25 protein-coding genes are annotated in these 25,421 nt (G+C 73.0%); 13 read left to right on the top strand and 12 right to left on the bottom strand.

From position 1 onward, the window contains the following. Positions 1-24: 24 nt before the first annotated feature. Positions 25-2,835, bottom strand: coding sequence for an aconitate hydratase (locus Q1V71_RS09925; protein WP_300643354.1), 2,811 nt, complete (start codon positions 2,833-2,835; stop codon positions 25-27). A gap of 179 nt (positions 2,836-3,014) precedes the next feature. Between Q1V71_RS09925 and Q1V71_RS09920 the strand changes: the two genes are divergently transcribed. The 4 genes from Q1V71_RS09920 (at position 3,015) to Q1V71_RS09905 (ending at position 7,105) form a co-directional block, all read left to right on the top strand. Beyond that, positions 3,015-3,809 (top strand): ABC-2 family transporter protein, encoded by a 795-nt coding sequence (locus Q1V71_RS09920; protein ID WP_300643352.1) that lies wholly within the window; start codon positions 3,015-3,017, stop codon positions 3,807-3,809. Continuing rightward, positions 3,806-4,639 carry an ABC-2 family transporter protein gene (locus Q1V71_RS09915; protein ID WP_300643350.1) on the top strand — a complete coding sequence of 278 codons (834 nt, stop codon included), beginning with the start codon at positions 3,806-3,808 and terminating at the stop codon, positions 4,637-4,639. The genes Q1V71_RS09920 and Q1V71_RS09915 overlap by 4 nt, the downstream gene beginning before the upstream one ends. Continuing rightward, positions 4,636-5,616, top strand: a complete 981-nt coding sequence (locus tag Q1V71_RS09910) for an ATP-binding cassette domain-containing protein (RefSeq protein WP_300643348.1) — start codon at positions 4,636-4,638, stop codon at positions 5,614-5,616. Before Q1V71_RS09915 ends, Q1V71_RS09910 begins: the two co-directional genes overlap by 4 nt. Positions 5,617-5,713: 97 nt before the next feature. Next, on the top strand, positions 5,714-7,105 hold the full coding sequence (locus Q1V71_RS09905; RefSeq protein ID WP_300643346.1) for a hypothetical protein: 1,392 nt from the start codon (positions 5,714-5,716) through the stop codon (positions 7,103-7,105). A 4-nt stretch (positions 7,106-7,109) separates the two neighbouring features. Here Q1V71_RS09905 and Q1V71_RS09900 read toward each other — a convergent pair whose 3' ends face one another. Together Q1V71_RS09900 and Q1V71_RS09895 are read right to left on the bottom strand one after the other, a co-directional pair. Continuing rightward, the gene (locus Q1V71_RS09900) at positions 7,110-8,234 is read right to left on the bottom strand and encodes a class I SAM-dependent RNA methyltransferase (protein ID WP_300643345.1); all 1,125 of its coding nucleotides are present in this window, start codon (positions 8,232-8,234) and stop codon (positions 7,110-7,112) included. After that, on the bottom strand, positions 8,231-10,249 hold the full coding sequence (locus tag Q1V71_RS09895; protein WP_367280136.1) for an APC family permease: 2,019 nt from the start codon (positions 10,247-10,249) through the stop codon (positions 8,231-8,233). Before Q1V71_RS09895 ends, Q1V71_RS09900 begins: the two co-directional genes overlap by 4 nt. Before the next feature lie 58 nt (positions 10,250-10,307). Here Q1V71_RS09895 and Q1V71_RS09890 point away from each other — a divergent pair, with 58 nt between their 5' ends. Both Q1V71_RS09890 and Q1V71_RS09885 read left to right on the top strand, forming a co-directional pair. Beyond that, positions 10,308-10,970, top strand: a complete 663-nt coding sequence (locus Q1V71_RS09890; protein ID WP_300643343.1) for a TrkA family potassium uptake protein — start codon at positions 10,308-10,310, stop codon at positions 10,968-10,970. After that, entirely contained in the window at positions 10,970-11,641 is a 672-nt protein-coding gene (locus Q1V71_RS09885; protein WP_300643341.1) for a TrkA family potassium uptake protein, read from the top strand. Before Q1V71_RS09890 ends, Q1V71_RS09885 begins: the two co-directional genes overlap by 1 nt. 7 nt (positions 11,642-11,648) lie before the next feature. Here Q1V71_RS09885 and Q1V71_RS09880 read toward each other — a convergent pair whose 3' ends face one another. From Q1V71_RS09880 to dut, 4 genes are read right to left on the bottom strand one after another with little or no spacing between them, the layout of a single operon-like run. Further along, positions 11,649-12,365 carry a DUF3159 domain-containing protein gene (locus Q1V71_RS09880; protein WP_300643340.1) on the bottom strand — a complete coding sequence of 239 codons (717 nt, stop codon included), beginning with the start codon at positions 12,363-12,365 and terminating at the stop codon, positions 11,649-11,651. After that, on the bottom strand, positions 12,362-12,724 hold the full coding sequence (locus tag Q1V71_RS09875) for an OB-fold nucleic acid binding domain-containing protein (RefSeq protein WP_300643338.1): 363 nt from the start codon (positions 12,722-12,724) through the stop codon (positions 12,362-12,364). Before Q1V71_RS09875 ends, Q1V71_RS09880 begins: the two co-directional genes overlap by 4 nt. A 9-nt stretch (positions 12,725-12,733) precedes the next feature. Beyond that, entirely contained in the window at positions 12,734-13,456 is a 723-nt protein-coding gene (locus Q1V71_RS09870; protein ID WP_300643336.1) for a DUF3710 domain-containing protein, read from the bottom strand. Positions 13,457-13,514: 58 nt separating this feature from the next. Beyond that, positions 13,515-13,991 (bottom strand): dUTP diphosphatase, encoded by a 477-nt coding sequence (gene dut / locus Q1V71_RS09865; RefSeq protein ID WP_300643481.1) that lies wholly within the window; start codon positions 13,989-13,991, stop codon positions 13,515-13,517. A gap of 39 nt (positions 13,992-14,030) precedes the next feature. On the opposite strand from dut, the gene Q1V71_RS09860 reads away from it, so the two are divergent. Together Q1V71_RS09860 and Q1V71_RS09855 are read left to right on the top strand one after the other, a co-directional pair. Then, entirely contained in the window at positions 14,031-14,501 is a 471-nt protein-coding gene (locus tag Q1V71_RS09860) for a DUF3093 domain-containing protein (RefSeq protein ID WP_300643334.1), read from the top strand. Positions 14,502-14,541: 40 nt separating this feature from the next. Further along, entirely contained in the window at positions 14,542-14,820 is a 279-nt protein-coding gene (locus tag Q1V71_RS09855) for a DUF4235 domain-containing protein (RefSeq protein WP_300643332.1), read from the top strand. A gap of 54 nt (positions 14,821-14,874) precedes the next feature. Here the strand turns inward: Q1V71_RS09855 and Q1V71_RS09850 are convergent, their stop codons facing one another. The 3 genes from Q1V71_RS09850 to Q1V71_RS09840 all read right to left on the bottom strand — a co-directional run bounded on the left by Q1V71_RS09850 (position 14,875) and on the right by Q1V71_RS09840 (position 17,307). After that, positions 14,875-15,165 carry a DUF4193 domain-containing protein gene (locus Q1V71_RS09850; protein WP_300643330.1) on the bottom strand — a complete coding sequence of 97 codons (291 nt, stop codon included), beginning with the start codon at positions 15,163-15,165 and terminating at the stop codon, positions 14,875-14,877. A gap of 148 nt (positions 15,166-15,313) precedes the next feature. Next, positions 15,314-16,165, bottom strand: coding sequence for an inositol monophosphatase family protein (locus tag Q1V71_RS09845; protein ID WP_300643328.1), 852 nt, complete (start codon positions 16,163-16,165; stop codon positions 15,314-15,316). Continuing rightward, positions 16,162-17,307, bottom strand: coding sequence for a ferrochelatase (locus Q1V71_RS09840; protein ID WP_300643326.1), 1,146 nt, complete (start codon positions 17,305-17,307; stop codon positions 16,162-16,164). Before Q1V71_RS09840 ends, Q1V71_RS09845 begins: the two co-directional genes overlap by 4 nt. 112 nt (positions 17,308-17,419) lie before the next feature. On the opposite strand from Q1V71_RS09840, the gene Q1V71_RS09835 reads away from it, so the two are divergent. Next, a complete protein-coding gene (locus Q1V71_RS09835; protein WP_300643324.1) occupies positions 17,420-18,640 on the top strand; it encodes an MFS transporter in 1,221 nt (406 codons plus the stop codon). A gap of 25 nt (positions 18,641-18,665) precedes the next feature. Here Q1V71_RS09835 and Q1V71_RS09830 read toward each other — a convergent pair whose 3' ends face one another. After that, positions 18,666-19,283, bottom strand: a complete 618-nt coding sequence (locus Q1V71_RS09830) for a trimeric intracellular cation channel family protein (protein ID WP_300643323.1) — start codon at positions 19,281-19,283, stop codon at positions 18,666-18,668. Between the two features lie 202 nt (positions 19,284-19,485). Between Q1V71_RS09830 and sepH the strand changes: the two genes are divergently transcribed. After that, positions 19,486-20,436, top strand: coding sequence for a septation protein SepH (gene sepH, locus Q1V71_RS09825; RefSeq protein ID WP_300643321.1), 951 nt, complete (start codon positions 19,486-19,488; stop codon positions 20,434-20,436). A gap of 61 nt (positions 20,437-20,497) precedes the next feature. Beyond that, positions 20,498-22,504 (top strand): SDR family oxidoreductase, encoded by a 2,007-nt coding sequence (locus Q1V71_RS09820; RefSeq protein WP_300643320.1) that lies wholly within the window; start codon positions 20,498-20,500, stop codon positions 22,502-22,504. Here the strand turns inward: Q1V71_RS09820 and Q1V71_RS09815 are convergent. Then, a complete protein-coding gene (locus tag Q1V71_RS09815; protein WP_300643318.1) occupies positions 22,485-23,321 on the bottom strand; it encodes a sulfurtransferase in 837 nt (278 codons plus the stop codon). The genes Q1V71_RS09820 and Q1V71_RS09815 overlap by 20 nt on opposite strands. 38 nt (positions 23,322-23,359) lie before the next feature. Between Q1V71_RS09815 and Q1V71_RS09810 the strand changes: the two genes are divergently transcribed. Then, positions 23,360-24,031: a thymidine kinase gene (locus tag Q1V71_RS09810; RefSeq protein ID WP_300643316.1), complete on the top strand. Its 672-nt coding sequence runs from the start codon at positions 23,360-23,362 to the stop codon at positions 24,029-24,031. 173 nt (positions 24,032-24,204) lie between these two features. Beyond that, complete coding sequence (locus Q1V71_RS09805; RefSeq protein WP_300643314.1) at positions 24,205-25,152, top strand: hypothetical protein; 948 nt, start codon at positions 24,205-24,207, stop codon at positions 25,150-25,152. The last annotated feature ends 269 nt before the right edge of the window (positions 25,153-25,421 follow it).

Genomic DNA, 25,421 nt, shown 5'->3' with positions numbered 1-25,421 from the left:
GACCGGGGGCACGAGCCGGCTCGATCAGCCCTTCAGCAGCGACCGCAGGACGTACGGCATGATCCCGCCGTTGCGGTAGTAGTTCGCCTCGCCCGGGGTGTCGATCCGGACGACCGCGTCGAACTCGACGCCGTCCGCCTTCACCTTGACCGTGCGCGGGGTGGTGCCGTCGTTGAGCTCGGTGATGCCGGTGATGGAGAACGTTTCTTCGCCGGTCAGGCCGAGGCTCTCGGCGTTCTCACCCTCGGGGAACTGCAGCGGGATGACGCCCATGCCGATGAGGTTCGAGCGGTGGATGCGCTCGAAGGACTCGGCGATGACGGCCTTCACGCCCAGCAGCGCGGTGCCCTTGGCCGCCCAGTCGCGCGAGGAGCCGGAGCCGTACTCCTTGCCGGCCAGCACCACCAGCGGGATGCCCGCGTCGATGTAGCGCTCGGAGGCCTCGTAGACCGTGGTGACCTCGCCGTCGGCGGTGAAGTCGCGGGTCACGCCACCCTCGGTGCCTGGGGCCAACTGGTTGCGCAGCCGGATGTTGGCGAAGGTGCCGCGGATCATCACCTCGTGGTTGCCGCGGCGCGAGCCGTAGGAGTTGAAGTCCCGCTGCTCGACGCCGTGCTCGGCGAGGTAGCGGCCGGCGGGGCTGTCCTTCTTGATCGCACCAGCGGGGCTGATGTGGTCGGTGGTGACCGAGTCGCCCAGCTTGAGCAGGACGCGGGCGCCGTCGATGTCGGTGACCGGCTCCGGCTCCTCCGGCATGCCCTCGAAGTACGGCGCCTTGCGGACGTAGGTGGAGTCCTCGTCCCAGGTGAAGGTGTCGCCCTCGGGGGTGGGCAGCGAGCGCCAGCGCTCGTCGCCCTTGAAGACGTCGGCGTAGGAGTCGCTGAACATCTGCGAGTTGATCGCACCGGCGATGGTCTCCTCGACCTCCTGGGGCGAGGGCCAGACGTCACGCAGGTAGACCTCGTTGCCGTCGGTGTCGACGCCCAGCGGGTCGTTGAACAGGTCGACGTCCATCGAGCCGGCCAGCGCGTAGGCGACGACCAGCGGCGGGGAGGCCAGGTAGTTCATCTTGATGTCGGGGCTGATCCGACCCTCGAAGTTCCGGTTGCCCGAGAGCACCGAGACGACGGCGAGGTCGTGCTCGTTGACCGCGGCGGAGACCTCGGGGATGAGCGGGCCGGAGTTGCCGATGCAGGTCACGCAGCCGTAGCCGACGAGGTTGAAGCCCAGCTTGTCGAGGTACGGCGTCAGGCCGGCCTTCTCGTAGTAGTCGCTGACCACCTGCGAGCCCGGCGCCAGCGTGGTCTTGACCCACGGCTTGCGGCTCAGGCCCTTCTCGACGGCCTTCTTGGCCAGCAGCGCCGCGCCGATCATGACCGACGGGTTGGAGGTGTTGGTGCACGAGGTGATCGAGGCGATCGTCACCGCGCCGTGGTCGAGCTCGAACTCCGTGCCGTCCTCCAGGGTCACGTGCACCGGGTTGCTCGGGCGGCCGCCGTCCGCGGGGGCGCAGGACAGGTAGTCCACGCGCTCGCCGCGACCGTCGGCGCCGGAGGTGGCCGGCGGGTCGGAGGCCGGGAAGCTCTCCTCGAGCGCCTCGTCGTAGGCGCCCTCGACGTCGTGGCCGTTGCTGACGTAGTCGGTCAGCGCCCCACGGAAGGACTGCTTGGCCTGGGTGACCTCGACCCGGTCCTGCGGGCGCTTGGGGCCGGCGATGGACGGGACGACGGTGGACAGGTCGAGCTCGAGCTTCTCGGAGTAGCGCGGCTCCGCGGAGGGGTCGAGCCAGAGACCCTGCGCCTTGGCGTAGGCCTCCACCAGGGCGACCTGCTCCTCGGAGCGGCCGGTGAGCTTGAGGTAGGTGATGGTCTCCTCGTCGATCGGGAAGACCGCGATGGTCGAGCCGAACTCGGGGCTCATGTTGCCGATCGTGGCGCGGTTGGCCAGCGGCAGCGCGGAGACGCCGGGGCCGTAGAACTCCACGAACTTCCCGACCACGCCGTGCTTGCGGACCATCTCGGTGATGGTGAGCACCAGGTCGGTGGCGGTGGAGCCCTCGGGCAGCGAGCCGGAGAGCTTGAAGCCGACCACGCGCGGGATGAGCATGGAGACCGGCTGGCCGAGCATCGCGGCCTCGGCCTCGATGCCGCCGACGCCCCAGCCGACGACGCCGATGCCGTTGACCATGGTGGTGTGGCTGTCGGTGCCCACGCAGGTGTCGGGGTAGGCCTGCAGCTCGCCGTCCACCTCGCGGGTGAACACGGTGCGGGCCAGGTGCTCGATGTTGACCTGGTGGACGATGCCGGTGCCCGGCGGGACGACCTTGAAGTCGTCGAAGGCGCCCTGGCCCCAGCGCAGGAACTGGTAGCGCTCGCGGTTGCGCTCGTACTCGATCTCGACGTTGCGCTCGAAGGCCTCCGGGGTGCCGAAGACGTCGGCCATGACGGAGTGGTCGATGACCATCTCGGCCGGGGCCAGCGGGTTGATCCGCGACGGGTCGCCGCCGAGGTCGGCCATCGCCTCGCGCATGGTGGCCAGGTCGACGACGCACGGGACGCCGGTGAAGTCCTGCATCAGCACGCGCGCGGGCGTGAACTGGATCTCCTTGTCGGGCTCGGCGGTCTCGTCCCAGCCGGCCAGGGCCTTGATGTCCTCGGCGGTGATGTCGGCACCGTCCTCGGTGCGCAGGAGGTTCTCCAGGAGGACCTTGAGGCTGAAGGGCAGGCTGTCGACGTCGAGCCCGTCGCCCTTCACCGCATCGAGGCGGAAGATCTCGTACGACGTCCCGTCGACGTCCAGGGTGCTCTTGGCACCAAAGCTGTCCTTGCTCGCCACTGCGTTCTCCTCTGTCGCGTCTGCGCCGGGTGACCCCGGCCATCCTGCCACCCCGCGCTCGCGGTCAGCAGGTGCATATCTCTTGACGTCAAGATACATGACATCGAGCGACGCGGCAGCACCCCTCCGGGTCGTGTCGGCGCCCTTGCGCAGCCCCGCGCTGCGTAGAGTCGCCCGCCGTGCGCCCCTACGCCCTGCTGGTCCTCGCGGGCTTCAGGCAGCAGTCGGCCTACCGCCTGGCCGCCCTCGCCGGGCTGGTCGCCAACACCACCTTCGGCTTCCTCAAGGTGGCGATCCTGCTGGCGACGGTGGAGGCGGCCGGCGGCGAGCTGAACGGGTACGACGCCGGCAGCATGGCCGCCTACATCTGGATCTCCCAGGGGCTGCTGGGGTCGGTCAACCTCTTCGGTCGCACCGAGGTAGCCGAGCGCATCCGCACCGGCGACGTCGTGGTCGACTTCCTGCGCCCCCTCGACGTCCAGGGCGCGTCCGTCGCCACCGAGGTCGGGCGCAACCTGTTCGCCCTGCTCCCCCGCGGCATCCCCTCGGTGCTCGTCGGCGCCCTCGTGGTCGGGATGACGATGCCCACCACGCCGCTGCCCTACCTGCTCGGCGCCGTGAGCGTCCTGCTCGGCATCACCGTGTCCGTCACGACGGTCTACCTCGTGGCCGCGACCGGCTTCTGGCTGGTGGAGACCCGCGGGGTCCAGATCCTCTACATGGTCCTCTCGGGCTTCCTGGCCGGTCTCTTCGTGCCGATCAGCCTCTTCCCCGCTCCGCTGCTCGCCCTGGCCAGCGCCACGCCGTTCCCGTCGATGCTGCAGTACCCCGTCGACGTCCTCTCCGGCCGTGTCGAGGGCCTGGCCGCGCTCGGCCTGGTCGCCGCCCAGGTCGCCTGGCTGGTCGCCACCGCCGCCCTCGGGCAGGCCCTGACCCGCCGCGGGCGGCACAAGCTGGAGGTGCAGGGCGGATGAGCTCCACCCAGCCCCGTGCCGTCCTGCACGGCAGCCGCTGGACGCCGTACCGCGCCGTCCTCGGCTCGCGCGTGCGCTCCCAGGCCAGCCACCGCGCCAGCTTCGGGCTCGACCTGGGCAGCTCGCTCCTGGTCGGCATCGTCGAGCTCGCCGAGGTGGCGGTGCTCTTCACCAGCGTCAGCGCGATCGGCGGCTTCGACCTCGCCGCGATCCTGCTCGTCTTCGGCCTGGCCGACCTCTGCTTCTCCGTGGCCGACATGGTCTTCGGGCACTGCGACAACCTCCCGGAGTACGTGCGCACCGGCCGCCTGGACGTCTTCTACCTCCGCCCCCAGCCGCTGCTGCTGCAGCTGGTCACCTCCGACGTGAGCCTGCGCCGGCTCGCCCGCGCCGCGGTCGGGCTCGTCGCGCTGGTCGTGGGGCTGGCGGTCAACGAGATCGCGTGGGGTCCGGGCGCCGTCACGCTGCTGCTGCTCGCGGTCCTCAGCGGCACCGCGACCTTCTCGGCGATGTTCGTGATGGCCGGCGGCCTGCAGTTCTTCCTCGTCAACGGCGCCGAGATGACCAACGCCTTCGTGTACGGCGGTCGGTACGCCGCCACCCAGCCCGGCTCGGTCTGGGGCCGGCCGCTGGTCGTCGTCTTCGGCTTCTTCTTCCCCATGGCCTTCACCGCCTACCTGCCCGTCACCACGCTGCTCGGCCTGCCCGCCTTCGCCGGTCTGCCCGGCTGGGTGGGCTGGTGCGCGCCGGTGGCGGCGGTCTGGGCGTGGCTGGCGGCGCTGCTGGCGTGGCGCACCGGGGTCCGGCACTACCAGGGAGCAGGCGGATGAGCAGCGAGCGGATCACCGAGACCCCGATCATCGAGACCCGGGGCCTGACCCGGACCTTCCGGGTCCGCGACGGGCTGACCCGGCGCACCGTCGTGGCCGTCGAGGACCTCTCGCTCCGGGTCGACCCCGGCGAGGCCGTGGGCTACATCGGCGCCAACGGCGCCGGGAAGTCGACGACCATCAAGATGCTCACCGGGATCCTCGTGCCCACCTCCGGCGAGGCCCGCACCTGCGGTCTGCGCCCGGTCGCCGACCGGCGCCGGCTCGCGCGGCAGGTCGGTGTCGTCTTCGGGCAGCGCTCCCAGCTGTGGTGGGACCTCCCTGTGGGCGACTCCTTCGCGCTGCTCGCCGCCATCCACCGCCTCTCCCCCGCCGATGCCGCCTCCCGCCGCGACGAGCTCGTCGCGCAGCTGGAGCTCGAGGAGTTCTGGACCACGCCCGTGCGCCAGCTGTCGCTGGGCCAGCGGATGCGCGCGGAGGTCGCCGCCGCCCTGCTGCACCGGCCGCGCCTGGTGATCCTGGACGAGCCGACGATCGGGCTGGACGTGCTGAGCAAGCAGCGGCTGCGGGAGTTCCTGGTCGCCGAGCGCCGCGAGCACGGCACGACCCTGCTGCTCACCACCCACGACATGGGCGACGTCGAACGGCTCTGCGACCGGGTCGTGCTCGTCGACCGCGGCCGCACGGTCTACGACGGCGACCTCGCCGGGTTGTCCCGCACCGTCGGCGCGCAGCGGGTGATGACGGTCGACCTGGCCGAACCGGTCCCCGCGACGGCGCTCGCGCTCCCCGACGGCGCGTCGCACGTGGGCGAGCAGGGCCACGGCCTGCGCCACCGGATCGGCTTCGACTCCGAGCGGGCCACCGCGGCCGCCGTCCTGGCGGCCGTCAGCACCGCCGCCGAGGTCCTCGACCTCTCCATCGAGGAGCCGGACGTCGAGGACGTCGTGCGGAGGGTCTACGCGAGTCGACGCTGATCCCCGGCGAGCGCCCGCCCCGGCGGCGTACCAGGGGGGCTCGCTGACCGGTCCAGCAGGCCTCGTCAGCGCCCTGCGGCTCCACTAGATTCCGGCCATGTCCCTCCGGGTCGGCGTCGCCGCCATCTCCTGCGCACTGCTGCTCGCCTCGTGCTCCTCCGACCCGGTCGCCGAGCCCACCCCGCCCGTCGAGGGGGCCACCCCCGGGACCGGTGCCCCCTTCGCCGAGGACGTGCCCCGTCTCGGCCCCTCCACGGCCCTCGACGAGGCAGTCCGTGCGGCCGGCTTCGACGCGGGCACGGCGTTCGTGGCCGCCGAGACGCGCTCCAGCCTCGACGTCGTCGACTCCCGCTCCTTCGTCCTCACCCACGACCTGCCCAACGGCGCCGTCGCCGAGGTGACCTACCGCCTGTCGCCCGGCACCGGAGCAACCGCTCCCGACGACGGGGTCACCCTCGACGCTGAGGAGGAGGGTGACCGCTACGTCCTGTCGCTCTCCTACGCCATCGACGCCGACACGCTGCCGGAGGACATCCGGGATCGGCTGGCCGCCGGGTCCGACGGAGGGTCGGCGCTACGGAGCACCGGCGGCACGACCGTGGCGGCAGCAGCTGGGCGCCCGCTCGCGGTCCGGGCCCAGGAATCGCCCTCCACCTTCGACGTCGTCGTCGACGCGGTCCTCAACCAGGCGGCCGAGACCTTCCAGGACAGCGTGGTCGACAGGACCGGGTCCAAGCCCGCCTCGGTCTCGTGGGAGGCGTGGAAGGCCGGCAACAAGGTCTGGGACGCCGTCAACGCCAACGACCTGGTCGCCCAGGCCCTGGCGAAGGTGGACGCCCTCGCCGCGTGCGCCGAGAACCCCTCCAACCCTCTGACGATCAAGCAGTACGCCGAGGACCCGAGCGCCAAGGCGAAGGTGACCGAGCAGCTCGCGGAGCTCAAGGGCGAGATCCAGGCCAACGCGGCGGCCCTGTTCCTCCAGCTGCTCGCCGACACGGGCTCCTCGCTGGCCGGCTCGGTGAAGTGGCTCGGGTTCGTCGTGGCCCCGGCCACCGCCTACGTCAAGCAGACGCTCACCTCGCTGATCGCCGAGCGGGTGCGCGAGGCGGAGGTGTTGGTGCCGAAGTGCACGAAGCGGAGCTACACCATCAGCGGCACCATCCCCTCCCAGCCCGGTGGCATCGAGGTCGAGGGCACCGCCTGCTCGCTGGAGAAGCGGTACACCGCGACCACCACGGGTGACCTCGTCGGGACCTTCTCCTTCCGCCCCAACCGCGAGACCGGCGGCACCTTCGCCTACACCGGCGTCGTGAGCAACGCCGGGCTGCGCCTCAACGGCAGCGGCGCCTACAGCATCCGCCTCTCCGGCGACGCCACGACCGGGACGATGACCTTCGACTTCGCCGGAAGCCTCAACATCCCCGGCTTCGGCACGACGACCGGCACGGCGGTCTCGAGCCTGGACCTGGTGGCGATCGAGCCCTGCTGAGGCGTCAGTGCGCGGCGGCGCGCTCGAAGACCGCCACGCACTCGACGTGGTGCGTCATGGGGAACAGGTCCAGCCCGCGCAGCGAGCGCAGGGAGTACCCCGCCTCGGCGAGGTACGCCGTGTCACGGGCCAGCGCGGCCGGGTCGCACGCCACGTAGGCGATCCGGCGGGGGGTGCGGCGCGCGACCTCGCGGACCACCTTGCGGCGGGCGCCGGTGCGCGGCGGGTCCAGGACGACCAAGTCGACGGCGCCGCTCATGATCGGGCCGCGCGGCTTGGCCAGGACCCGCTCGACGTCGCCGGAGACGGCCTCCCACCGACCGGGCAGGGTCGCGAGGTTGGTGCGGGCGTGCTCGACGGCCTCACGGTCGCCCTCGACCATCCCGACCGTCCCGGTGACACCGGCGGCGTGGCCGAGGAAGCGGGCGAAGAGCCCCACCCCGGCGTACAGGTCGAGCACGCGGTCGCCGGCGCGGGGCTCGAGACCGGCCAGCACCGACTCCACGAGCACCTCGGCGGCACCGGGGTGCACCTGCCAGAAGCCGTCGGCGGCGACGGAGAACTCCACGCCCCGCACGGTGTGCAGCTGCTCGGCCGGCACCCGGCCGGCGGCGTCGATGCGGCAGTCGTCGACCTCGACCACCTCGTGGGAGCGGTGCTTGCGCATGCCCTTCGCCCCGTCGGGCAGGGACACGTAGCGCTGGCGGGTGCGCCAGCGCAGCCCGTCGACGTCGCCGGGGACGGCCTCGACCTCGACGTCGACCTCGAGCTTCGCCAGGCGCTGCATCTGCTCGCGCACGACCGCCGCCTTGAGCGCCCGTTGTGCGGGCAGCGCGACGTGCTGCAGGTCGCAGCCGCCGCAGCGGCCCGGCCCGGAGAACGGACAGGGCGGCTCGACCCGGTCCGGGGAGGCCTCGAGGACCTCCACCGCGTCGCCGCGCCAGAAACGGTCCCCTTCGACGCCCTCGGTCACCTCGACGACCACGCGCTCGCCGGGCAGCGCGTGGCGCACGAACACCACGGGCCCCGACTCCGGGCGCAGCACGCAGTGCCCGCCGTGGGCGACCGGGCCGACGACGCCCTCGATGCGGGTGCCGACCGCGCTCGGCCCCGACGCTGCGGCGCTCACTGGTCCCGCGCCCGGCCGCGACGCAGGTCGCCGGCGTGGACGCGCTGGTCCTCGGTGAGGACCCGCTCGCGCGCGAGCTCGGAGGAACGCAGCTGGTAGGGCACGGAGATGACCATCACTCCCGGGGTGAAGAGCAGGCGGCCCTTGAGCCGCAGGGCGGTCTGGTTGTGGAGCAGCTGCTCCCACCAGCGGCCGACGACGTACTCCGGGATGTAGACCGCGACGACGCCACGCGGGTTGGCCCGGCGGATCGCGCTGGCGTACTCCAGGATCGGGCGCACGAGCTCGCGGTAGGGCGAGTGCAGCACCTTGAGCGGCACGTCGAGCCGGCGCTCGTCCCACTCCGCCATGAGGGCGGAGGTCGCCTTGTGGTCGGTGGCGACGTAGACGCCCTCCAGCACGTTGGGACGGGTCGCCTTGGCGAAGGCCAGGGCCCGCAGGGTCGGCTTGTGCAGCTTGGAGACCAGGACGATCGCGTGCACCCGGGTCGGGAGCACCTTGTCCTCCTCGTCCGCGGCCAGCTCCAGGGCGACCTGGTCGTAGTGCTTCCGCACCCCGCTCATGAGCAGGTAGAAGGTGCCCATCGCCAGGATCGCGATCCACGCGCCGGCGAGGAACTTCGTCACGACGATGACCACGAAGACGGCGGCCGTCAGGCCCAGTCCCACGGTGTTGATCAGTCGGGAACGCTGCATGCGCGCGCGCTCGGCCGGGTCGGTGGTCGTGGTCAGCTCCCGGGTCCAGTGCCGGATCATCCCCAGCTGGCTGAGGTTGAAGGAGACGAAGACGCCCACGATGTAGAGCTGGATCAGTCGCGTGACCTGGGCGTCGAAGGCCACGATGAGCGCGATCGCCATGACGGCGAGGAAGACGATGCCGTTGCTGAAGGCGAGGCGGTCGCCGCGCTGGCCCAGCGCCCGCGGGGCGAAGCCGTCGCGGGCCAGGATCGAGCCGAGCACGGGGAAGCCGTTGAAGGCGGTGTTGGAGGCGAGCACCAGGATCACGCCGGTGGCCAGCACGACGAAGTAGTACGCCGGGGAGAACCCGTCGAAGACGCCCTCGGCGATCTGGGCGATGAGGGTGTCCTGGCTCCCCGAGACGACGCTCCCGTCGGCCGCGAGCAGCCGGTCGCCCTCGTGCGGGTCGACGTAGCGCACGTCCATCAGGTTGCCGAGCGCGACCACGCCCATCATCAGCACGATCGCGACCATCGCCAGCAGCGCGAGCGTCGTGGCGGCGTTGCGGCTCTTGGGTCGGCGGAAGGCGGGCACGCCGTTGGAGATGGCCTCGACGCCGGTCAGGGCCGCACAGCCCGAGGAGAAGGCGCGGGCGACGAGGAAGACGAGCGCGATGGTGGTCAGCGTCCCCTCGTAGCCCTCGGCCTCCACGATCGTGTACGCCGCGCTCTCGGCCGCCGGCAGCGTGCCGGTGGCCTGGCGGAACAGCCCGAAGCCGATCATCCCGACCAGCCCGATCATGAAGGCGTACGCCGGGAACGCGAACCACGCCCCCGACTCCCGCACCCCGCGCAGGTTGACCAGCGTCAGCGCGACCACCAGCACCGAGGCGATGAGGGCCTCGTGGCCGCTCACGAAGTCCAGCGCCGACGCGGCGTACTGGGCCGCCGAGGAGAGCGAGACCGCCACCACCAGCACGTAGTCGACGATGAGCGCGCTGGCGACCGTGATGCCCGCCCTGGGGCCGAGGTTGACCATGGCCACCTCGTAGTCGCCGCCACCGCTGGGGTAGGCGTGGACGGTCTGGCGGTAGGACGCCACGACGGTGAGCATCACGACCGCGACGGCCGCGGCGATCCACCACGAGTAGGCGTAGAGGCTCACCCCCGCCAACGACAGGATGATGAAGATCTCGTCGGGTGCGTAGGCCACCGAGGAGAGCGCGTCGCTGGCGAAGACGGGGAAGGCGAGCTTCTTGGAGAGGAGCGTCTCCCCCATCTGCGAGCTGCGCAGCTTGCGGCCCAGCAGGATCCGCTTCGAGACGTCGCCGACACCCACGGTCGGGAAGGCTACGGCACGTGCGCCCCCGGAGCCCCCTTGCGGCTAGCGTGGGCCCGTGCACGTCGTGATCATGGGCTGCGGCCGGGTCGGCTCGACCCTCGCCCGCTCCCTGGAGGACCGCAACCACACCGTCTCGGTGATCGACTCCGAGCCGGACGCGTTCCGACGTCTCGGGCCCGGCTTCAACGGGGACAAGGTGGCCGGCATCGGCTTCGACCAGGAGGTCCTGGAGAAGGCCGGCATCCGGCGCGCGGACGCCTTCGCCGCGGTCTCCTCCGGCGACAACTCCAACATCATCGCCGCCCGCGTGGCCCGCGAGACCTTCGGGATCCAGCAGGTCGTCGCGCGCATCTACGACCCCGGCCGCGCCGAGGTCTACCAGCGCCTGGGCATCACCACGGTCGCCACGGTGAAGTGGACCGCCGACCAGGTCCTGCGTCGGATCCTCCCGGCGGGCGCGGAGCCGGACTTCCGCGACCCCAGCGGCACCATCCGGGTCGACCACATCACCGTGCCCGAGGCCTGGATCGGCCACCGCACGATCGACCTGCAGGTGCAGAGCCGCTCCCGCATCGCCTGGATCGACCGGCTCGGCGAGGGCATGCTGCCCACCCGCGACACGATCCTGCAGGAGGGCGACATGCTCCACCTCGTCATCCGCGAGGAGACCGCCCCCCACACGTTCGCGGTCCTCGACAAGGGACCGGAGGAGAGCTGATGCGCGTCGCCATCGCCGGAGCAGGTGCCGTCGGCCGCTCCATCGCCCGTGAGCTGATCGGCAACGGCCACCAGGTGCTGCTGATCGACAAGAACGCCGACGCGATCAAGCCCGAGCGCGTCCCGCACGCCGAGTGGCTGCTGGCCGACTGCTGCGAGATGTCCTCGCTCGAGGAGGCCCGCCTCGACCGTTGCGACGTGCTCATCTCGGCCACCGGTGACGACAAGGCCAACCTGGTCGCCTCGCTGCTGGCCAAGACCGAGTTCGGCGTGCCGCGCACCGTCGGCCGGGTCAACCACCCCAACAACGAGTGGCTCTTCTCCGAGGCGTGGGGCGTGGACGTCAACGTCTCCACCCCGCGGATCATGTCGGCACTGGTCGAGGAGGCCGTCACCGTCGGCGACCTCGTGCGGCTGTTCACCTTCCGCCAGGGCAACGCCAACCTGGTGGAGATGACGCTCCCGGCCGACAGCCCGTACGTCGGCAAGCCGGCCGGCCTGGTGCCGCTGCCGGAGTCGTGCGTGCTGGTGACGATCCTGCGCGACGGACAGGTCTACACCCCTGACCCCGAGCAGCCGGTGGAGTCCGGCGACGAGCTGCTGTTCGTCGTGCCGGCCGAGAAGGAGGACGAGCTCGAGCGGCTGCTCGCGCCGTCCGCCCACGGGGGCTGACGACCGGTCAGGCCGTCGGATCGACCGGCGTCCGGTCGCGCCCCAGCACCCACAGCATCGCCCCGAGCGCGGCCAGCTGCAGGGGCCAGCCCAGGGCGATCTTGAGCGCGCCGAGCGCGGCGATGGCGAAGTCGACGTCGAGCGAGCCGCTCCACCCGCCGATCCACAGCGGGGCCTGGAGCGCGACCCGGATGACGCACGGGATCGCGAGCAGCCAGGTCAGCGTCGTGCACAGCTTCACGACCTGCTTGTCGTGGTGCCAGGCCGTGACGTCGCCGGTGACCGAACCGACCATGAAGCCGACCAGGGGCCAGCCGATGAAGCAGGTGAGCGCCATGACCACGGCGTACCCGCCGTTGTAGAGCAGGCCGGGCAGGAAGTAGGCCAGCGCCTGCTCGTCCTCGCTGCCGCCACGGCTGGCGGCGAGCCGGACGAAGAACCAGCCGATGCCGATGCCGACCAGCGCGTTGACGACGAACTGGACCGTCGAGCGCTGCACCAGCCGCACGGCCAGCAGCACCAGCGCGGCGCCGACGCTGACGGCGAGCGCCAGCTCGATCTCGCGGGTGCTCAGCCACAGGACCGTGAAGACGATGGTGGGCGCGGCGGCCTCGAGCATGCCGCGCCGGCCGCCCAGGGCCTTGCTCAGCTGCGCGCGCACGACCTGCTCGACCGTGACCCCCGGGTCGGCCTTGCCGCCGGGTGCGACCTCGTGGGTGCTCACGGCAGCAGCTGGTAGCGGGGGTTGAAGATGACCCGCTGCCCGTCGTGGACGCCGACGCGGCCCTCGACCGCGATCGAGACACCCGGGTCGATGCCGACGATCCGCCGCCGGCCGAGCCAGATGATCGTGATGGCCCCGGAGCCGTCGTACAGCTCGGCCTCGAGCGCGGGCACCCCGCCGCGCGGGCGCAGGGTCACCGTGCGCAGCGTGCCGCGCACGTGAACGCGACAGCGGTCCTCGCACGCGGCGACGGAGTCCTCACCGGCCTCGGTGGAGGTGCGGCGCAGCTCGCGGGCGTGCTGGTCGGAGCTGCTGGCCCAGCGGCTGATCGAGCGGCGCAGGCGGGACTTCTCTGCCACGCAGCGAGCCTACGTGCCGGGCGTGGCGTCGCCGGGCTGGGCGGCGTCCGACGCGCTGCCCGAGGGCTTGCTGAACGCAGGCGTCGTGGCGGCCGGGCCGAGGCGGCGGGCCCCCTCGGGCAGCGAGAGCGGGAGCGGCTCGCCCACCGGCATGGCGCCCTCGCCGCGGCGCACGACGACGGTGCGGATCACCGCGTCCCAGCGGGCCCGGTTCTCGCCGTCGCGGGCGGCGCCCCCGATGAGGGTGGCGCGCAGCATCCAGCGGGTGCCGTTGATGCCGATGATGCGTGAGCGCTGCTGGCCGGTGCGACCGTCGGTCAGGGTGCGGGTGAGCTCGCACGCCAGCTCCGGCCCCCACACGCCCTCGACCTCGGTGGCGGTGCCGCCGCGCTGGGCCATGTCGGAGGCGATCTGCGGGCGCACCTCGCTCCAGAGGTCGCCGTGGCGCGGCGCGGCGAAGGCGCGCAGCTCCAGCGCGCCGTCGGGCGCGGTGAGCAGCACCGCCTGCACGTCTCCGCTGGCCTCGTCGACCTGCAGGCGCAGCTCGGTGCCGGACGTGGGGGTGATGAGCAGGGATCCCAGGTCGACGCGCTGGACGCCCTCGGGGAGCTCGGGCATCTCGTTGACGTCGTGCGGGCCGGCCGGCGCGGTGCCCGCGGAGGTGTCCTCGCCTGCGCCGGCGCCGGGGGTCTCCGGCTGGGCGTCGTCAGCGGACTTGCGGCGGAATCTCACGGATGCTCCTCGAGGCGGGGTCTGGTCGGGGCTCGGGGACTGCTCGCAGGCTCCGCCGTCAGGCTGTGCTGGACGGATCGGGCCCGAACCCACCGGTAGAACCGTAGCCCCCGGCACCCCTGGAGGAGTCGGGCAGGGCGTCGACCTCCACGAAGCCGGCCCGCTCGACCCGCTGGAGCACCAGCTGAGCGACCCGGTCCCCGCGGCGCAGCTCCACCGGCTCGCGCGGGTCGAGGTTGACCAGCAGCACCTTCACCTCACCGCGGTAGCCCGCGTCCACGGTCCCGGGCGTGTTGACGATCGACAGGCCGTGCCGGGCGGCCAGGCCCGACCGGGGGTGCACCAGGCCGACGTACCCCTCCGGGATCGCCAGGGCGACCCCGGTCGGCACCAGCGCCCGCTCCCCCGGCGCCAGGACCACGTCGACGGTCGTGACGAGGTCCGCGCCGGCGTCGCCGGGGTGCGCGTAGGACGGCAACGGCAGGTCCGGGTCCAGGCGGACGACGGGCACGGACAGGTCGGCGGGGGGGGCCAGGTCGGTCACCCTTTCCACGGTAGTGCGAGGATCGGGGGCGTGGACACGGCCTCCCCGACGCACTACCGCGAGCGGCTCTCCGTGCCCGTCCGCTGGTGGGCGCAGGGCACGATGCTCGTCGCCAGCCTGTGGCTGGCCGTCATCGTCGCCGTCCCCGGCGCCGTCGCGTGGGCCGTCACCGGCGCCGCGGTCGCGCTCATGGCCGCTCTCTTCCTCACGTACGGCGCGGCGCTGGTCAGCGTGGAGGACGGCTGGTTCCGGGCCGGCCGGGCGCGGGTGGAGCTGCGCTTCGTCGGCGAGGTGGTGCCGCTGGACGCCGAGGCGACCCGGCTCGTGGCCGGTCGCGACGCGGACGCCCGGGCCTACCTGCTGCTGCGCCCCTACCGGAAGAAGGCGGTCAAGGTGTCGCTGAGCGACCCGGCCGACCCCACGCCGTACTGGCTGGTGAGCACCCGACGCCCCGACGCGCTGGCCGCAGCCCTCACCCGGGCGGTCGAGTCGACCACCTGACCACCCGGCCGGACCGGCCGTCGGGCTAGGGTTCCGTGCCATGTCGAAGACGTGGTCGGTCATGGAGAAGGGCTCGGGCATCGGCGCCGCGATCGTGGCGCGCAAGGCCCTGACGACCGGGTGGTCGAAGGCCGCGCGGCGCAAGCCGCCGGAGAACCCCGCGGACCCCGACGTCGCGCTGGCCGAGGCGATGGCCTGGGCGGTCGCGACGGGCGCTCTCATCGCGGTGGCGCGCACCCTGGCGATGCGGGGCGCAGCGCGGTACTACGTGAAGTCCACGGGCCACCTGCCCCCGGGACTGGAGAAGGACGGGCAGTAGCCCGTCCTCCCTGCTGCTCTGTGGGTCCGCGCCGGCGACGGCGCGGGCCCGCCCTCAGGAGCAGTCGAAGCAGATCATCTTCTTGGCGTCGGCCAGCTGCGAGCGGTGGTGCACCAGGAAGCAGCTCATGCAGGTGAACTCGTCCTCCTGCTTGGGCTTCACCTCGACCGCGAGCTCCTCGTGGGAGAGGTCGGCGCCGGGGAGCTCGAAGTTCTCGGCTGCCTCGGTCTCGTCCTCGTCGACCTTGCCCGAGCTCTTGTCGTGCCGGCGTGCCTTCAGCTCCTCGATGCTCTCCTCGGAGGAGTCCTCCTCGTTCTTGCGCGGCGCGTCGTAGTCGGTTGCCATCCTCGTCACACTCCCCTCGTCCTGCTCGTCGTCCTCGGTCCCACTCGGCGGCACAGTGTGCACCATGGCCCCAGCGGGCTGCACACCGGCTCGGTGTGGCGGCCGGTGAACAGTGGGTGACGGGTCGCTATTCCCCCCACCCGCATCCTCATCCCGCTGTCGGCCCGTCGGCGGTGTAGCCCGCCGCCGTGACGGCCTCGAGGAACTCCTCGAAGGCCCCCGCCGGGGCACAGACCAGCAGGTCGCGCCCCGACGCCCCGGTGAGCAGCTGCCAGCGGGCGCCGGCCGCGCGCGCGACCAGGGTCGCTGCGGCGTGGTCCCACAGGTTCACGCCCTCCTCCACGTAGGCGTCGAGGTGGCCGGACGCCAGCAGGCACAGGTCCAGCGCGCAGCTGCCCATGCGACGCACGTCGCGCACGCGGGGCAGCAGGTGCTGCAGCGAGGCTGCCTGACGGGTCCGGACGTCGCGGTCGTAGGAGAAGCCGGTCGCCACCAGCATCAGGTGCAGCGGCTGCGGGTCGCGCACGCGCACCGGCGTCCCGTCGCGGGTGCCGACCGGGTGGCCCTCGTCCAGGTGGGCGCTCCACGTGCTGCCGGTCGGCACCTCGAGGACCGTCCCGGCCACGGTGCGCCAGCCGTCGGCGCCCTCGACCTGCGCGGCGACCGAGACGGCGTGGCGGGGCAGGCCGTAGAGGAAGTTGACGGTCCCGTCGATGGGGTCGAGCACCCAGCGCACCCCGGAGGTGCCGGCCTCGTCCTCGCCCTCCTCGCCCAGGATCGCGTCGTCCGGGCGGGCCGCGCGCAGCCTGGCCCGGAGCAGCTCCTCCGCGGCGCGATCGGCCGCCGTCACGACGTCGACCTCGCTGGACTTCGTCGCCGCGACCTCGACCCGGCCCTCGGCGTACGTCCGGACGAGGGCGGCGGCCTCGCCGGCCACCGTCGTCGCGAGCGCGGCCAGGTCGCGGGGCTCGTGGACCCCGGAGCCGGCGTCGCGCGTCACACGCTCGCCGGGGTGTCCCGGCCGCACAGGGCCGGACGCTCGGCGCGCGGGTTGGCGCAGCAGCCCACCGGGCAGACGTTCCACATCGGCCCGATCTCGCCCGTCGCGGCGGGGGCGACCTCCTCGCCGCGCTCGAGGGCGGCCCGCTCGACGAGCAGGTCACGGACCATCGCCACGAACCGCTGGTCGGTGCCGGCGGTCGCCGCGCGGGCCGCGGGCAGGCCGATCTTCTTCGCCGTCGCGAGCGCCTCGGTGTCGAGGTCGTAGACGACCTCCATGTGGTCGGAGACGAAGCCGACGGGGATCACGACGGCGGCGCGCGCGCCGGCGGCGTGGATCTCGGTGAGGTGGTCGTTGACGTCCGGCTCGAGCCAGGGCACGTGCGGGGAGCCCGAGCGCGAGCAGTAGGTCAGCGCCATCTCGTGCTGGGTGCCGGTCTCCTCGGCCACCCGCGCGGTGATGGTGCGGGCGACGTCGAGGTGCTGGGCGACGTAGGCGCTGCCCTCCTCCCAGTCCCGCTCGGGGTCGCCGCTGGTGGCGCTCATGGCGGTGGGGATGGAGTGGGTCACGAAGACCAGGTGGGCATCGGAGCGCACGTCCTCGGGGAGCTCTGCCAGGGCGGCCAGCACGGCGTCGACGTTGGGCTCCACGAAGCCGGGGTGGTTGAAGTAGTGGCGCAGCTTCTGCAACTGCACGGGCGAGCCGGCGGGGCCGCCGAGCGGCTCGATGGCGTCCCAGAGGTTCTCGCGGTACTGCCGACAGCTCGACCACGAGCTGTAGGCGCTGGTCACGAAGCACGCCGCCCGCGAGATGCCGTCCTCGGCCATCTGCTGCAGCGTGTCCGTGAGGTAGGGGTCCCAGTTGCGGTTGCCCCAGTAGACCGGCAGGTCGATGCCGGCGCCGGCGAGGTCCTCGCGGATCGCGGCCAGCAGCGCGCGGCACTGGTCGTTGATCGGGGAGCGACCGCCGAAGAGGAAGTAGTGCTCGCCGACCTCCTCGAGCCGCTCCTTGGGGATGCCGCGCCCGCGCGTGACGTTCTCCAGGAACGGCACGACGTCCTCGGGCTTCTCCGGTCCTCCGAAGGAGACGAGGAGCAGCGCGTCGAAGGGGCGCACGTCGGGGGTCGCGTCGGGGGCGGTCATGACGCCATCGTAGGAACCCGCTCCACCACCCTGCCGGTGCGAGCGCGGAACGCGGTCGGATTGGTGGGGTGTGGTCCTGCCGCCTAGGTTCCACCTCGTGGTGGGAGGAGCGATGAGGACCTACCGGGACGTGCTGGCACTCCCCGGCGCCCTGGCGTTCTCGCTGACCGGCCTGGTCGCCCGGCTGCCGATCTCGATGGCCGGCCTGGGCATCGTCCTGCTGGTCGAGGGCGCCACGGGCTCCTACGGCACCGCGGGCTCGGTCTCGGCGGCCTACATGGTCACGAACGCCGTGCTCGCGATCCTCCAGGGACGGCTGCTGGACCGCTTCGGGCAGGGGCGGGTCCTCGCGGTCGCCGGCACCGTCTTCGGCGCCGCCACGTCGGTCCTCGTCTGGTCGGTCGAGGCCGGGTGGCCCTTGACGACGGCGTACGTCGCCGCGGCCGTCGCGGGCGGCTCGCTGCCCCAGATCGGCTCCGCGGTGCGCGCGCGCTGGGCACACGTGCTGGAGCGGCCCACCCAGGTGCAGACCGCCTATGCCCTCGAGGCCGTCTTCGACGAGGTCGTCTTCATCCTCGGACCGATCCTCGTCACCGTCCTGGCCACCCTCGTCGACCCCGTCCTCGGCCTGGCCGTCGCGGCCGTGGCCGGCTCGCTCGGCGCCTGGGGCTTCGCCGCGCAGCGCGCGACCGCTCCTCCCGCGCACCGCCAGCGCCCCGTCGAGGAGACGACGGCCGCCCTGCCCTGGCGCACCCTCGTGCCGCTCACCGTCGTCTCGGCCTGCCTCGGCGTCCTCTTCGGGGCGGCCGAGGTCACCACGGTGGCCTTCGCCGACGAGCAGGGCTCCCCCGCCTGGGCAGGCGGTCTGCTGGCCCTGTGGGCCCTCGGCTCCCTGCTCTCGGGTGTCGTCACCGGCACGGTGAGCTGGCGCCGCGGCCCGGCGTACCGGCTCAAGGTCGGCGCCACCGCCATGGCCTGCGCCATGGCGCCGCTCTTCCTCGTCGGCTCGCTGCCGCTGATGGGACTGGTGCTGCTCCTCGGCGGCGCTGCGATCGCCCCCACCCTGATCGCGTCGATGTCGCTGGTGGAGTCCGCCACTCCTCGCGCGCGCCTCACCGAGGGGATGGCCATGGTGCAGACCGGCCTGGTCGCCGGCGTCGCCCCGGGCGCGGCCGCCTCGGGCTTCGTCGTGGACAGCGCCGGCGCCAGCGCGGCGTACCTCGTCTCCCTCGGCGCCGGGGTGCTCGCCGCCGTGGCCGCCCTCAGCCTGCCGCGGGATGCCGCGCACCAGGACGAGGACCACGTCGAGGCGACGCCCCTCCCCGCCTCCTGAGGAACGCCGGGGCGCGGACAGCCGTTCAGACGCTGGCCGACCCCCGGGGCGTCGGCGCCTCCCAGCCCCGCCAGAGCGCGAGCAGGCGCCACACCAGGCACACCGCCGCCCCCGCGGCCGCGGCCAGGGCGAAGGGCAGGTCAGCGCGGTCCATGAGCACCGCGACGAAGGCGCCGGCCAGGGCCGGGGTGGCGTAGAGCTCGCCGCGGAAGATGACCGGCACCCGGCCGGCGAGGACGTCGCGCAGGATGCCGCCGCCGATGCCGGTGGTCATGCCCAGCAGCGCGGCCGGGACCGGACCCAGACCGTAGTCGACGGCCTTGAGCGCGCCGGCGACGCAGAAGAGCGAGAGCCCGAAGGCGTCGAAGACGTTGACCATCCGCTCCATCCGTCCCAGCGTCGGGTGGTAGCCGAAGGTGAGCAGGCCGGCGGCGACCGGCACCAGGAGGTACTTCCAGTCGGTGAGGGCCGCGGGCGGGGTCGCGTCGATGAGCACGTCGCGCAGGAAGCCACCCCCCAGCCCGGTGACGCCGGCCAGGAGCAGCACGCCGAAGACGTCGAGCTCCTTGCGCACGGCCACCAGGGCGCCCGAGATCGCGAAGACGAAGATCCCGAGGAGGTCGAGGACCACCAGGGTGCTCACGGCGTACCTCTCGTCGGTCGCGGCGATCCGGTCCTGCTCATGCCTCCATCCTCACCCGAGGCGCCGGGTGCGAGCGACGCCACGGTCACGGTGGACACCGAGGTCCGCGGGGAGGCGGTCGCGCTGGCGTAGGCTCGCGCCACCCCGGGAGTCCGGGGTGACGACGAGGAGCAGTGTCCGATCAGCAGGGAGGTGGACCGACGTGGTGCACCTGACCCTCGCGGGCACGAGCGAGGACGGGAAGCGCCTGCTCCTGGTCAGCGACACCGGCGAGGAGTTCACCCTCGACGTCGACTCCCGGCTCCGCAGCGCGCTGCGCGGCGACACCTCACGACTCGGCCAGTTGGAGATCCCCATGGACAGCGTCCTGCGCCCCCGCGACATCCAGGCCCGCATCCGCGCCGGCGAGACCCCCGAGGCCGTCGCCGAGGCCGCCCGGACCACGGTGGAGAAGATCATGCCGTTCGCGGGACCGGTCCTCGCCGAGCGCGCCCACGTCGCCGAGCGCGCCCAGCGCAGCTCGATCCGCCGCCGCAGCGGTGACGGTGCGCGCATCCTCGGCGAGGCCGTCGAGACCCACCTGCGCAGCGTCAACGTCGGGGCCGACAGCGTCACCTGGGACGCCTGGCGCCGCGAGGACGGCCGCTGGGTGCTCACCGCGGCGTACGCCGCCCAGGCCCGCACGGGCACGGCGACCTTCACCTTCGACATGCGCGGCAACTACGCCGTGGCCGAGGACGACGACGCCCGCTGGCTGGTCGGCGACCAGATCGCCACTCCTCCCGCGCCCCCGACCCAGGACGACCTCGAGCAGGTCCGCCGCCGACGCGCGGCCGCCGTCGACGAGGGCGCCGAGGAGCTGCCGCTGGGTGACGACGCCATCCACCTGGTCTCCCCCGCCCCCGTCGAGGCCTACCTCGAGCCCCCGGCCGCCCCGTCCCCGGCCGCCGAGTCCCCGGCCGCCGAGATCCCGGCCGTGGCCCCCACCGAGGCGCCCGCACCCGTCGCGGAGCCCGGCCAGCCCGAGCCCCCCGCCGCGGCGGCGGACGAGGAACACCACGACGCGCCGCCCGCCCGCCGGCCGGCGCGCAAGGGCCGCGGCCGCGCCTCGGTGCCGAGCTGGGACGAGATCATGTTCGGCTCCAAGGACTGAGGCCCCCACCGGTTCCTCCGGACCGGTGCCCAAGGCGGGCGCAGCGGGCTAGTCTCCGGCCATGTCGTACTTCGTGACCGGCGCCACAGGGTTCATCGGCCGTCATCTCGTGGCCGAGCTGCTCGACCACCGTGAGGGCGAGGTCTTTGTGCTCGTCCGCTCGGGCAGCCTCGCGCGGATGGAGGCGCTGATCCGGCGTTGGGGCACCGACCGCGTCACCCCGGTCGTGGGCGACCTCTCCGCCGACGCCCTCGGCGTCGACCCCGCGTGGGTCGAGGAGCACCGCGGCCGGATCGACCACTTCTTCCACCTCGCGGCGATCTACGACATGACCGCCGACGACGCCACCAACCAGGTGATGAACGTCGACGGCACCCGGCACGCGGTCCGGCTCGCCGAGGACCTGCGGGTCGGCTGCTTCCACCAGGTCTCCTCGGTGGCCGCCGCGGGCGAGTACCGCGGGCGCTTCGACGAGACGATGTTCGACGAGGGCCAGCACCTGCCCTCGCCGTACCACCGCACGAAGTTCGAGTCCGAGCGCATCGTGCGCGAGGAGGCGAGCGTCCCGTGGCGGGTCTACCGACCCTCGATCGTGGTCGGCGACTCCCAGACCGGGGCGATGGACAAGGTCGACGGCCCCTACTACTTCTTCCCGCTGATGAAGGCGATGCGCGACCGGTTGCCCGCCTGGCTGCCCCTGGTCGGCGTCGACCTCGGCGACACCAACGTCGTGCCGGTCGACTACGTCGCCACCGCGATGGACCACATCGCCCATACCCCCGGGCTCGACGGCCAGGCCTTCCACCTGGTCAACCCCGACCCCCAGCCGGTCGTCGACGTCGTCAACGCCTTCTGCGCCGCGGCCGGGGCCCCGCGCTTCGCCACGCCGGTCGACCGGTCGGTGACCCAGGCCGGACCACTCGCCCTGGTGCCCCGCGCGCTGCGCCCCTCGACGTACGCCGCGGCGCTGGCGCGCAACGGCCTGGTGCAGTCCGCGCTGGACCCGGTCACGAGCCAGCTCGGCGTCCCCGCCGAGGTCCTGGGCCACGTCGGGTTCGCCCCCGTCTTCGACTCCCGGCGCACCGAGAAGGCGCTGTCGGGGTCCGGGATCGGCGTCCCCGACCTGGAGACCTACGCCCGCACGCTGTGGGGCTACTGGGAGGAGCACCTCGACACCTCCAGCGGGCGCGACAAGGGCAACCGTGCCGCGCTCGAGGGCAAGCACGTCGTGATCACCGGCGCCTCCTCGGGCATCGGCCAGGTCACCGCGCTCAAGGTCGCCCAGTGCGGCGGCATCCCGGTGCTGGTGGCCCGCGGCAAGGACAAGCTCGAGGAGACCAAGGCGGTCATCGAGTCACGCGGCGGCACCGCCCACGTCTACCCGTGCGACCTCTCCGACCTCGACGCGATCGACGCCCTGTGCGCCCAGATCAGCGCCGAGCTGCCCTCGGTGGACTTCGTGGTGAACAACGCCGGTCGCTCGATCCGCCGCTCGCTGAAACTCTCCCACGACCGCTTCCACGACTTCGAGCGCACGATGCAGCTCAACTACTTCGGCGCGATCCGCCTGGTGATGGGGCTGATCCCGGTCATGCGCGAGCAGCGCCGCGGGCACATCGTCAACATCTCCTCGATCGGCGTGCAGACCAACCCGCCGCGCTTCTCGGCGTACGTCGCCTCCAAGGCCGCCCTCGACAGCTGGTCCAACGTGGTGTCCTCGGAGCTGGTCGGCGACGGGATCACCTTCACCGGCATCCACATGCCCTTGGTGCGGACGCCGATGATCGCCCCGACCAAGATCTACGACAAGTTCCCCACGATCAGCCCGGCGCAGGCCGCCGACCTGGTCATCAAGGCGATGGTCGAGCGCCCGCACGAGATCAACACCGCGCTGGGCAACGCCGGCGCGATCGCGCACACGGTGGCGCCGAAGCTGGCTTTCCGGATCCTCAACATGGCCTACCACGTGTTCCCGGACTCCGCCGCCGCCCGCGGCGACGCGGGTCAGGGCTCGCGCGAGTCCGAGCAGATCATGCTCGCGAGGGTCTTCAAGGGGATTCATTGGTGACAGGTCGCGACGGGTCCGTGATCCACCCCGACCAGCTGCCGGGGTAGAGCGCGGCCCGCACTCCGGCCAGCTCCAGCGCCAGCACGTCGAGGCAGGCGGTGACCCCGGACCCGCAGTACGCCGCGACGTCGGCCCCGGGGACCGCCCCGACCCCGGCGTACACCTCCCGCAGCTCCTCGACCGGGCGGAACCGACCGCCATCGGTGAGGTTTCGGGCCGTCGGCACGTTCACCGCACCGGGGACGTGGCCTGCCACGGGGTCCACCGGCTCGACCTCCCCGCGGTAGCGCTCGGGCGCCCTCGCGTCGATGAGCACCTCGACGTCGAGCACACCGTCGGCCTCCACGACCGGCATGTGGCCCGGTTCCCCGTCGAGGTCGCCGGGCTCGGGAGTCACCGGTCCGGTCTCGACCGGTCCGCCGTCGGCCACCCAGGCCGACCAGCCGCCGTCGAGCACGCGGACGTCAGCGTGCCCGTGGTGCCGCAGCAGCCACCAGGCCCGGGCGGCGGCGTGGCCGGACCAGTCGTCGTAGACCACGACCGGCCGGTCCGCGCGCACCCCGGCGGCCCGCATGGCCGCCAGGAATGAGGCGCTGTCGGGCAGCGGGTGCCGACCGCCCGCACCCGGCGGGGCCGCCAGGTCGCGGTCGAGGTCGACGTACGCCGCTCCGGGGACGTGGCCGGCCTCGTGCAGGGGCTCACCGGGCGGTCCGCCCAGCCGGTAGCGCACGTCCAGCAGCACCGGCCGCGGCTCGCTGGTCAGCAGCGCGCGGAGCTCGGTCGTGGACACCAGCGGCGACACCGGGAGGTCGGGCATGCCCGTCATCCTGCCCGACGCGCTTAGGATCTCGCCCCGTGGCTGAGCTCCAGTTCTTCACCGGCACGATGGACTCCGGCAAGAGCACGTTGGCGCTCCAGACCAACCACAACCACGCCGCGCGGGGTCGACAGGGTCGGATCTTCGTCACCCGCGACCGGGCCGGCACGGGCCGCCTGTCCAGCCGCCTCGGGCTCACGCACGAGGCGATCGAGGTCGACGAGGCGTTCGACTTCTGGCGCTACGTCGTCGACAGCCTGACCCAGGGCGCCCGGATCGACTACCTCGTCTGCGACGAGGCGCAGTTCTACTCCGCCGACCAGGTCGACCAGCTGGCCAAGGTCGTCGACGAGCTCCAGATCGACGTCTTCGCCTTCGGCATCCTCACCGACTTCCGCACCGCTCTGTTCGCGGGGTCGGCGAGGCTGGTCGAGCTCGCCGACCGGATGCACGTGCTCCAGGTCGAGGCGCTGTGCTGGTGCGGCAAGCGGGCCACGCACAACGCGCGCACCGAGAACGGCGTCATGGTCGTCGAGGGCGAGGTGATCGTCGTCGGGGACGTCGAGCAGCCGCAACCCGGCCCCGGCGGCGGGGACGCCGACGTGGACGTGGCCTACGAGGTGTTGTGCCGCCAGCACCACCGGCGCCGGCTCACCGCGGCCCGGGCCAAGGCGGTCTCGCTCGCACCGGAGCCGCTGCCCTTCGGCTGACCCGGGCCACGCCCTCCACCGCCGTCACCGCGTCGTTCACCACCGGTGTCCGTCCCGTGCACGGGTCGTGGATGCCGCTGTCGGCCTCGGCGGGTAGCGTGAGGACAGGCGGGGGCGCTCGGACCTCCGTCTGATCGAGCCGGGGGGCCCACATGCGCGAGGAGCGCTCGACGTTGTCGTCTGTCCATGCCACGCGGACGGGCGGCGCCCGCGCACCCGTCGGTCGCGACGACCAGCTGCGCACCGCCGAGCAGGTGCTGCGCACCGACTCGGTGCAGGTGGTCGGCATGCCCGGCACCGGCGTGACCGCGCTGGTCGAGACCGTCGTACGCCGTCGCGCCGACGCCGGGCACCCGGTGCTGCGCGTCCCACCGTCCCCGTGGTCGCCACGGCCCACCACGCCGCTCGAGCAGGTGGGGACGCTGCTGTCCCACACCGACTCCCCCACCGTCGTCGTCGACGACGCCCACCTCGTGCCGGTGCCGGACCTCGAGGCGCTCCTGGCCGCGGTCGAGGGGCGCGGTGGCCGGGTCGTGATCGGCGTCCACCCCGGCGACCTCGTCGACCGCGACATCGTCCACCTCCCCGGGCTGCCCCGCGACGCCGTCCGGCGACTCCTCGAGTCCGCCCTGGGCCACCGTCCCGGGCTCTCCGAAGAGCTCCTCGTCGCCGGGCTCGCGCGTGTGACCCGCGGCCACGTCTCCCACCTGCGCGCGCTGCTGGAGCCGGAGGTGCTGCGGGTCCTGGCCGGCCTGGCCGCTCGGGAGCAGGACCTCGACGCGCTCCGCACCCCCTTCGCCGACGCCCTCGCCACCCGCACCCATGCAACCCTCGCGGACCTGGACGAGGACAGCCGGCTCGCCGCGAGCATCGTGGCCGTCGCCGGCCCGCACGCGCCAGGCGCCCTCCTCGACGCCGCCGCCGGCATCGACCAGCTCGCCCGCGCCCGCGAGGCCCGCCTGCTCGAACGCCACGGTGAGACCCACCGCTACCGCCACGCCGCGGTCCGCGACCTCGTGCGCCGCAGCCTCCCCGTCGACGTGCTCGCCGAGGCCCGCTGGCGCCTCGGCGTCGGAGCCCAGGCCACCGGGCTGCACCACGCCCCGGCCGGGGTGTTCTGAGGGGGCGGTCGAGGCGGCCTGCCACCGCCACCTTCCGGTGGTCGAGCAGGCGAGCGCCAGCGAGCCGTCGTCGAGACCCCGCACACCGACATGTACGGCGGTTGAGGAGGCGCGCCAGCGCCGTCTCGAAACCCCGTACGCCGGTCGCTCTGCCGCCCCCCGGGTTGCTCCCTGGGTCGCCGTCGGCGGGTTGTGGCGGGTTCGCGCGGCAGCAGGTCCTGGATTTCGAGAAGGCGTGGTCGCCCTCGGCGCCGCTTGGGCTTCTTGGT

It is taken from the genome of Nocardioides sp., assembly GCF_030149505.1.
Lineage (GTDB): Bacteria > Actinomycetota > Actinomycetes > Propionibacteriales > Nocardioidaceae > Nocardioides.
The sequence above is the reverse complement of the archived record's forward strand: the minus strand, read 5'-3'. Positions and strand labels throughout refer to the sequence as shown.